This is a genomic window from Brevundimonas denitrificans, from assembly GCF_030160755.1.
In the GTDB taxonomy this organism is placed as follows: Bacteria; Pseudomonadota; Alphaproteobacteria; order Caulobacterales; family Caulobacteraceae; genus Brevundimonas; species Brevundimonas denitrificans.
This window is the reverse complement of record NZ_BSOY01000088.1, coordinates 1-8,429: the sequence shown is the minus strand read 5'-3', so window position 1 is coordinate 8,429 and position 8,429 is coordinate 1. Positions and strand designations below refer to the sequence as shown.

9 protein-coding genes and 1 pseudogene are annotated in these 8,429 nt (G+C 69.5%); 6 read left to right on the top strand and 4 right to left on the bottom strand.

All coding sequences use genetic code 11. The annotated features are described in order from the left end of the window. The first annotated feature begins 60 nt into the window (after positions 1–60). Positions 61–642 (top strand): molybdenum cofactor guanylyltransferase, encoded by a 582-nt coding sequence (gene mobA, locus QQJ79_RS14000; protein ID WP_284223535.1) that lies wholly within the window; start codon positions 61–63, stop codon positions 640–642. A 178-nt stretch (positions 643–820) separates the two neighbouring features. Here the strand turns inward: mobA and QQJ79_RS13995 are convergent. The 3 genes and pseudogenes from QQJ79_RS13995 to QQJ79_RS13985 form a co-directional block, all read right to left on the bottom strand. Further along, positions 821–1,354, bottom strand: a pseudogene (locus tag QQJ79_RS13995) (HNH endonuclease); the annotation flags it as partial. Positions 1,355–1,487: 133 nt separating this feature from the next. Beyond that, positions 1,488–2,138 carry a trimeric intracellular cation channel family protein gene (locus QQJ79_RS13990; protein WP_284223534.1) on the bottom strand — a complete coding sequence of 217 codons (651 nt, stop codon included), beginning with the start codon at positions 2,136–2,138 and terminating at the stop codon, positions 1,488–1,490. Then, positions 2,135–2,791, bottom strand: coding sequence for a DNA-3-methyladenine glycosylase family protein (locus QQJ79_RS13985; RefSeq protein WP_284223533.1), 657 nt, complete (start codon positions 2,789–2,791; stop codon positions 2,135–2,137). Before QQJ79_RS13985 ends, QQJ79_RS13990 begins: the two co-directional genes overlap by 4 nt. A gap of 44 nt (positions 2,792–2,835) precedes the next feature. Between QQJ79_RS13985 and QQJ79_RS13980 the strand changes: the two genes are divergently transcribed. From QQJ79_RS13980 to gluQRS, 4 genes are read left to right on the top strand one after another with little or no spacing between them, the layout of a single operon-like run. Beyond that, a complete protein-coding gene (locus QQJ79_RS13980) occupies positions 2,836–3,966 on the top strand; it encodes a JmjC domain-containing protein (protein WP_284223532.1) in 1,131 nt (376 codons plus the stop codon). Positions 3,967–4,014: 48 nt separating this feature from the next. Next, the gene (locus tag QQJ79_RS13975) at positions 4,015–5,148 is read left to right on the top strand and encodes a JmjC domain-containing protein (RefSeq protein WP_284223531.1); all 1,134 of its coding nucleotides are present in this window, start codon (positions 4,015–4,017) and stop codon (positions 5,146–5,148) included. A 47-nt stretch (positions 5,149–5,195) separates the two neighbouring features. Next, the gene (locus QQJ79_RS13970) at positions 5,196–6,323 is read left to right on the top strand and encodes a JmjC domain-containing protein (protein WP_284223530.1); all 1,128 of its coding nucleotides are present in this window, start codon (positions 5,196–5,198) and stop codon (positions 6,321–6,323) included. Positions 6,324–6,331: 8 nt separating this feature from the next. Beyond that, positions 6,332–7,183, top strand: coding sequence for a tRNA glutamyl-Q(34) synthetase GluQRS (gluQRS, locus tag QQJ79_RS13965; protein WP_284223529.1), 852 nt, complete (start codon positions 6,332–6,334; stop codon positions 7,181–7,183). Here the strand turns inward: gluQRS and ppk2 are convergent, their stop codons facing one another. Continuing rightward, positions 7,184–7,930, bottom strand: coding sequence for a polyphosphate kinase 2 (ppk2, locus tag QQJ79_RS13960; RefSeq protein ID WP_284223528.1), 747 nt, complete (start codon positions 7,928–7,930; stop codon positions 7,184–7,186). Between the two features lie 159 nt (positions 7,931–8,089). Here ppk2 and QQJ79_RS13955 point away from each other — a divergent pair. Next, the coding region (locus tag QQJ79_RS13955) for a serine hydrolase (RefSeq protein WP_284223527.1) at positions 8,090–8,429 on the top strand (340 nt) is incomplete at its 3' end.

The window sequence follows — 8,429 nt, the reverse complement described above, 5'->3', positions numbered from 1 at the left end:
GGCGGCGCGCCCCGGGCCGCCTCGCGCCCACCGGTCCCGCGGCGGCCCGGAGCCGGTTGAATGAGCCTGGTGGTTGCGATCCTCGCCGGCGGGGCGGGACGGCGGATCGGCGGAGACAAGCCGCGCCGGCTGCTCGGCGGAACCCGGCTTCTGGATCTCGCCCTGACGAACGCGCACGGTGCGGCGGCGCCCGTCATTCTGGTCGCGCGCACCCTCGAACAGGTCGAGGGCTTCAGCGGGACAGTCGTGCTGGATGCACCCGGGATCGAGGGCCCGCTCGCGGGCCTGCTCTCGGCATTGGCCTGGGCCGCGGACGCCTGCGCCGATCGGGTGCTAACCCTCCCCTGCGACATGCCCTTCCTGCCGCTCGATCTGCGCCATCGGCTTGAGCAGGCCCTGGCGCCTGACATCGGGGTCGCAGTCGCCGCCAGCGACGGACGGCTGCATCCGGTCTGCGCCCTGTGGCGCACCGCCGCCGTGCCGACCCTGGTGCGACGAGCGGGCGAGGGGCGATTGTCCCTCCGCGGACTGAGCGAAGCCGTCGGCTGCGCCGTCGTGGAATGGCCCGTCGAGGGAGGCGACCCCTTCATCAATATCAACACGGCCGAGGACCTGGCCGCGGCGGAGGCGGCGCTGACATGACTCCGGGCTCAGGGCGCCGGTTGGTCTAGCCGGTCGCCGCCATTTGGGGGCCTTCATCAGGTCCCGGTCTCGCATGAGCTCTGCGGCGAGTGCCCCGGCCGGCCGGGAAGGCCCTTATGACGCTCTGATCTCCCAGCGGCTCCACGCTGTCCCTGGCGTCACACACCCACTGCGTAAGCAGATAGTCCTGCCAGCTCTGGTGCAGATAGCGCGGCGGGAAGCGGCGGCCGAACTGCTGGAGCTGCCAGGCGCTGGGGCGATGGGGGGCGCGGCGGATGGGCATGCCGGCCTGCTGCGGCGTGCGGCCGCCCTTCCTGAGATTGCAGGGCGAACAGGCGGCGACGATGTTCTCCCAGGTGGTGCGGCCGCCCCGCGAGCGAGGGATGACATGGTCGAAGGTCAGCTCGCTGGTGGCGCTGCAATACTGGCAGGTGAAGCCGTCGCGGAGGAAGACGTTGAAACGGGTGAAGGCGGGCTGGCGGTCCTGATCGACATAGCTCTTGAGCGCGATGACGCTGGGCAGGACCATTTCCATCGAGGGGCTGCGGACCACCTTGTCGTAGGTCGACACGACATCGACGCGGTCCTGATAGACCGCCTTGACCACTTCCTCCCAAGGCCAGATCGACAGCGGATAGTAGGAGAGCGGACGAAAGTCGGCGTTCAGCACCAGCGCGGGCCAGCCGGACGGGGGGCGGCTCTGGACCTGCATCAGGCCCTCGCCGTTCGGGAGAGGATCATCGACGCGACCGGACTGAAGACACGTCTCCTTCCCTAGCTGTATCCGAAGCCTAGCCTTGATTCGACGGCTTGGCGATGACCGCGGAACGACGATTCCGTAACGCTCAGCCTCTCGAGGGGGTCCCCGGGAAGGCGGGCAGGCTCCAGCCCCAGACCAGGGCGCCGGCGCGCAGGGCGAAGCCGCAGGGGGCGGCGATCAGGGCGGCGGGCCAGGCGTCGAGGCCGAGGGCGCGCGCCGCGACGAAGACGGTGGCGGCCAGCAGGGCGGCGGAGACGGTGATCTCACGCCGCAGCAGGATCGACGGCTGGCCGGCCAGCAGATCGCGCACCACGCCGCCGAAACAGGCGGTCAGGGCTCCCATGACGATGCAGATCAGCGGCGCGACCTCAAAGGCCTCGGCCTTGGCCGCGCCCATGACGCCATAGGCGGCCAGCCCGATCGCATCGAGCCAGAGCAGGGCCCGGAACCGCCACGGACGGGAGCCGAGCATCCACACGGCGAGCGAGGCGAGCAGGCAGACGGCGATATAGCGCCAGTCCTGCACCCAGAAGACCGGCGCCCCGATCAGCAGGTCGCGCAGGGTCCCGCCGCCGACGCCGGTGATGGCGCCGAAGAAGGCGAAGGTGACCAGGTCATGCCGCTGCTGCGCCGCCGCAAGGGCGCCGGTGGCGGCGAACACGGCCACGCCGGCGAAGTCGAGCGCGCCCAGCACGGTCTCGGGGTCGGTCAGGGCGGGATCGACGATCGGGCTCACGCGGGATGCTCCTCCAGCACGACCTCGCCGCGCTTGACCGCTCCATACCATCCCCAAAGCAAATGCGCCGCCACGCTGCGATGGGGCCGCCAGATTTCAGCGCGGGCCCAGGCCTGTTTCTCGGTCGGCCGCAGGGCCGCGCCGTCGGCCCAGCGGATCGCCTCCTGCAGGGCGATGTCTCCGCCGGGGAAGACGTCCTGACGGCCCTCGCAGAACATCAGAAAGGTCTCGGCGGTCCATCTGCCGACCCCCTTGATGGCGACCAGTCGGGCGATCGCCTCCTCGTCCGACAACCGCTCCAGACGGTCGAAATCGATGCGGCCGTCGACATGGGCCTGCGCGATCTCATGGCCGTACTTTGCCTTCTGGCCCGACAAGCCGAAGGCGCGCAGTTGTTCGTGATCCCGCGCCAGAACGGACCGGGGCGTGATCTCGCCGCCGAGGCCGTCGACCACCCGCTTCCAGATCGCGGCGGCGGCCGCGACCGAGACCTGCTGGTCCACGATCATGCGGAACAGGCCTTCATAGCCGCCGGGTCGCCAACGCCACTCGAAAGCCGGCGTCCGGGCGTGTGCCTGGGCGAGCGCCGGGTCGAGCGCGACCAACGCCTCGCGCGCGGCGGCGATCTGGTCGGGATTCAGCGGCGCGGGCATGGGCTCTCATCGACAGGGGCGGGCGCCCGTTCTAGCCTTTCGGCATGACCACTCTGGACGAACTTCTGCATCCGATCACGCGCGACCGGTTCGATGCGGACTACAACGACCGAAAACCGCTGCACATTCCCGCGGACGAAGGGGCGCCCAAGCGGGCCCTCCTCAACTGGGACCGGTTCAACGCCCTGCTGGACCAGAGTTCGATCTGGACAGCGCAAAGCCTCAAGCTGGTTTTCAACGGCCAGCCCATTCCGGTAGAGCAGTATTGCGCCCCGGCCCAGTCGCAGTCAGGACCCTCGCTGCGGCCTGCCCCGGCAAAGGTGCAGACCCTGCTGGCGATGGGAGCCAGCCTGATCGCCGGCGATGTCCAGCAGCTGACACCCGGACTGCGCGACCTGTCGAACCATCTGGCCCGCGCGTTCGCGGGGGTGGTTGGGGCGAACGTCTATTGCTCGTTCAGCGGCGTGCAGGGCTTCGACACCCATTTCGATCTGCATCATGTCTTCGCCGTCCAGGTGGAGGGAGAGAAGACATGGCGGCTCTACGAGAACCGCGCGGACGATCCGGTCAGCTTCGATCTCGACGAGGCGGACCGACGTCGCTGGTTCGCGGAGACCCGCGGGCGCCTGATGACCGAGGTCCGGATGCGAGCGGGCGATGTGCTGTACCTGCCCCGCGGCTGGTATCACGACGCCATGACCACCGAGGGCGCATCGCTGCATGTGACCTTCTCCGTGGCCCCGATGCACGGACGAGTGCTGTTCGGCCTGCTGGAGTCCGCGGCGATGCAGGACCCGGCGTTTCGGGCGTGGTTTCCACCGGGGACCGACGGGGGCGCGCGACTGGGCGATCATCTGGCGCGGCTGGGCGCCCGCCTGGCCGAACTGTCCGCCCTTCCGGCCTTCCGGGACGAGGTCCTGATGGCCCAGGAACGCCTCATTCCCCGCTCGGCGCCCTATGGCCTGCCGGAACGTCGGACCCTGACCCTGTTCCGACCGACCGGGCTGACGCCGCCCCGTGTGTCGGGCCCCGCAAGGGTCGCGATCGAATGGGCGCTGGGCCAGCCCCAGTTCGCCATGGAGGACGTCATCGCCCAGTTCGACTTCATCTCCGAGCCGGCGCTGAACGAGGCTTTCGAGGCCTCGATCCGCCTCGGCGTCTTCAAGCCGATCTGAACGCGCGCCGCATCGACAGCGAGGGGCAGCCGTCATACTTGTTCGGCCATGCACAGCCTGGACGACCTTCTGCATCCCGTCTCGCCCGAGCAGTTCCTGGCCGAGTACGTCGGCCGCAAGCCACTGCACATCCCCGCTGCGGGCGACGACCGTAAGGCCGCGATCCTCACCTGGGCTGACTTCAACCGTCTGCTGGGTCAGGGCTCGCTCTGGAGCGCGGCCCATCTGCGGCTGATGCGGAACTATGTCGCCGTGCCCCCGGACCAGTATTGCCACCCGGTCGCGACTCCGCAGGGCGAGGTCATGCGACCCTGGCCGCAGAAGGTCGAGGTCTTCCTGTCCGCCGGCGCCAGCCTGATCGCCAATGACGTCCTGACCATCCACGAACCGCTGATGCAGATCGGCGAGACGTTGTCGCGGACCTTCGCGGCCAGCATCGGCGCCAACATCTATTGCTCTTTCCAGGGCGTTCAGGCCTTCGGCACCCATTTCGACAATCACGACGTGGTCGTCGTCCAGACCGGCGGAACCAAGGTCTGGAACCTGTACGAAAACCGCGCCGACAATCCGATCGAGAATTTCCCCGACGACGCCGCCACCCGACGCTGGTTCGAACAGAGCCGCGGGGCGCTGATGCAGCAGGTGACGATGCAGGCCGGCGACGTCCTGTATCTCCCGCGCGGCTGGTACCATGACGCCCTGGCGACCGACGGTCCCTCGCTGCATGTGACCTTCGCGATCACGCCCCTGCACGGTCGCTCCCTGCTGGCGTTGCTGAACATCGAGGCGATGAAGGATCCGGCCTATCGCGCCTTCGCGCCGCCGGCGCATGAAGACGGCGGCGCGGCCCTCGCCGCCCACCTGGCCGACTACGGTCGGATCCTCGCGCGGATCGCCGCCTCCCCGGTTTTCGCCGAGGAGGTCGCCAGGTCCCAGACGCGGATGACGCCGCGGCCCCCGTCCTTCACCCTGCCGGAGCGCAAGCCCGTGACCCTTTACCGGACCACGGGAAAAGCATTCCCGGCCTGCTCGAACAGCGTGCGCGAGACCTACGACTGGGCCATCGAGGAGCGGCAGTTCGCCCTCGAGGACATGGTCGCCCATTTCCAGTCGCTCACAGAGGGTGATGTTCGCGCGGGCGTCGCGGCGGCCGAAGAGGCCGGAGCGGTGCAGCGACTGTAGCCGGCGACGCATCGACAGGGTGCGGAGGCCGCCTTAAACCTCATCCCATGCGCACGCTCGAAGAGATCCTGCACCCTGTCACCCCGGCGCAGTTCCGCGCGGAGTTTGAGGGCCGCCAGCCGCTGCACATTCCGGCAGCGGAAGGGTCGAACAAGCGCGCGCTTCTGACCTGGGACGCGTTCAACGGACTGCTCAACCAGACCAATGTCTGGGACTCGGAACGCCTGCAACTGATGCGCCATGACGACGCCGTCCCTCCGGAGCAGTATTGTCGGCGGAAGCGGACGCCGGAGGGCCTGATCTGGCGCCCTTCGCCGGCCAAGGTGGAGGTCTTCCTGTCGGCCGGGGCCAGCATCCTGGCCAACGACGTGCTGACCCTGCATTCGCCCATCACCCATGCGGGCGTGGCCCTGGGCGAGGCGCTGGCGGCAGAGGTCGGAGCCAGCGTCTTCTGCTCCTTCAAGGGGGGGCGGGCCGTGGCGACCCACTATGACGTCCACGAGGTCTTCGCCGTCCAGACCGAGGGCGAGAAGATCTGGAACCTCTATGAAGGCCGCGTGATCGATCCGGTCGGCTATCCACCGGGCCTGACCCAGACCGACTTCAACAGGGACTGCGGCCGGCTGGTCTCGACTATCACCATGAGACCCGGCGACGTGCTGTACATGCCGCGCGGCTTCTATCACGACACGGTGACGCCGGATCAGCCCTCCCTGCACGTCTCCTTCACGGTCATGCCGCTGACCGGCCGGAGCATCCTGTCGCTGCTCGACGGTCCGGCCCTGCAGGACGCCGCCTTCCGCGCCTGGTTGCCCGCCGCCGATGCCGAGGGCGGGACCCTGCTTCAGGCCAGGCTGGCCGAGCTGGCCGCGCGGCTGGCCGGGATCGTCGCCTCGCCCGCCTTCCGTGACGAGGTCGCCCTGCTCCAGCGCCGTCTGATGCCGCGCGCGCCTGACTTCAGCCTGCCGGTCCGCAAGCCCGCCACCGTTTATCGCGTCACCGGCCGGGCCTTCCCCGATCTGGGACCGATGGCGCGGCGCGTTTACGACTGGATGATCGAGGAGCGGCAGTTCGCGGTGGAGGATCTTGTCGCGGACATGGAGTCCCTGTCGGAGGCTGATATCCGCAACGCCCTCGCCGGCGCCGAACAGGCCAGCGCCGTCCAGCGGGTCTGAGAGCCGCCGTGGCGTTCGTCACCCGTTTCGCCCCATCGCCGACGGGCCGACTGCATCGCGGCCACGCCTTTTCCGCCCTGACCGCCTGGCGCGCCGCGCGCGAGGCCGGCGGGCGCTTCCTGCTGCGTATCGAGGATATCGATCCGACCCGCTGCAAGCCGGAGTTCGAGGACTCCATTCTGGAGGACCTGGCATGGCTCGGGCTGGATTGGGACGGGCCGGTGCGTCGTCAATCCGAACACCTCGCCGACTATGCTGGGGTGATCGCCGACCTGAACGGGCGCGGCCTGCTCTATCGCTGCTTCCGGACGCGCAAGGACATCCTCGACGCCATCGGTGACGCGCCGCACGGGCCGGTGGAGGCGGCGCGGCCCGGGCCTCATCCGAAGGGCGAGGAGGCCGCGTTGCTGGCGGAAGGGCGGCCCTTTGCCTGGCGGCTGTCACTGGACCGCGCGCGGGAGGCGCTGGGCGAAGGCGTCTGGGAGGCGCTGGCCTTCGTCGAGGACGGCCGGGGCCCAAACGGCGAGCAAGGCGTGATCAGGGCCCGGCCGGAGACGGCGGGCGATGTCGTCCTGGCCCGCAAGGATGCGGGGGCGGCCTATCATGTAGCGGTCACCCACGACGACGCCCTGCAGGAGGTGACCCATGTCATCCGCGGCGAGGACCTGTTCGAGGCGAGCCATGTGCAGGTGTTGATCCAGACGCTGATGGGCTGGCCCGCCCCCGTCTACCGTCACCACCGGCTGCTGCTCGGGGCGGACGGTCGGCGCTACGCCAAGCGCGACCGGTCCGTGACGCTGGCGGAGCTCAGGGCCGGCGGTCTGGACGCCGGGGCCCTGCGGGCTGAACTGGGCTTCTGATCAGGGGGCCAGCCGGCCCTTGGACTTCGAGGCGGGAAAGACCACCTCGGGGTCGGGGGCCTCGGCCGCGGCGCCGGGACCGCCGACAGACCGCAGGATGTGGCGGATGATGTTGAGGCGGGCGATCTTCTTGTCGTCGGTGGCCACCACCGTCCAGGGGGCATGGTTGTGGTCGGTTTCCTCCAGCATCCGGTCGCGCGCCTTGCTGTAGTCTTCCCATCGGGCCTGGGCCTCGGCGTCCAGCGGGGAGACCTTGAAGCGTTTCAGCGGGTCCTCGATCCGCTCGGCCAGACGGCGGGCCTGTTCGGCCTTGGAGATGTCGAGCCAGAGCTTGATCAGCACGATCCCGTCGTCCGACAGGATGCGCTCGAACGAGGGCGCGTCCGCGAGAAACTGGGCATGCTGCTCGGGCTTGCAGAAACCCATGACCGGCTCGACCCCGGCGCGGTTGTACCAGGAGCGGTTGAACAGCACCGTCTCCCCGTCGGCCGGCAGGTGCGGGACATAGCGCTGGAAATACCACTGGCTGGTTTCGCGCTCGCTCGGCTTGGGCAGGGCGACGATGCGGGTCTGGCGCGGCGACATATATTCGGTGATGCGCTTGATCGCCCCGTCCTTGCCCGCCGAGTCGCGCCCCTCGAACACGATCACCGTCTTGCGGCCCTGGTCGATGGTCCAGTGCTGGGTCTCGACCAGCAGGATCTGGAGCCGCTCCAGCGCGGCGTCGTACTTTGATTTCTTGGCCATGGATCCACGATGCGCCGCGCCCGCGCCCGGGGCAATGTTGCAACCGAATTTCACCCCGGTCGCACTCGGGCCCAGCGCCCGCCGCGAACCTGTCGGCATTCTCATGTGCGGGCCGCGCCCCGGTCGACTAGAATGGACGGGACAGAGATGGAGCCTCCCATGTTCGCCACGCGCCGCGCCCTGCTGGGCGGTTTCGCCGCCCTGCCCTTCGCCGGCGCTCTTCCGGCCATGGCTCGCGCCGGTCAGGACGAGGCGGCGGCCGGGGCGGCGCTGGACGCCGTCTTCGCCGAGACCGCTCCGCCCGCGCTCGCCGCCGGGATTGTATCGCGCGAAGGCCTCGGCTGGTCCGGGGTGCGAGGCGTGCGCCGTGCGGGGAGCGAGGCGCCGGCGACGACGGAAGACCGCTGGCACCTCGGCTCCAACACCAAGGCCATGACCGCCGCCGTCTTCGGCCGGCTGGTCGACCAGGGCCGCGCCCGCTGGACCCTGCCGCTGGCCG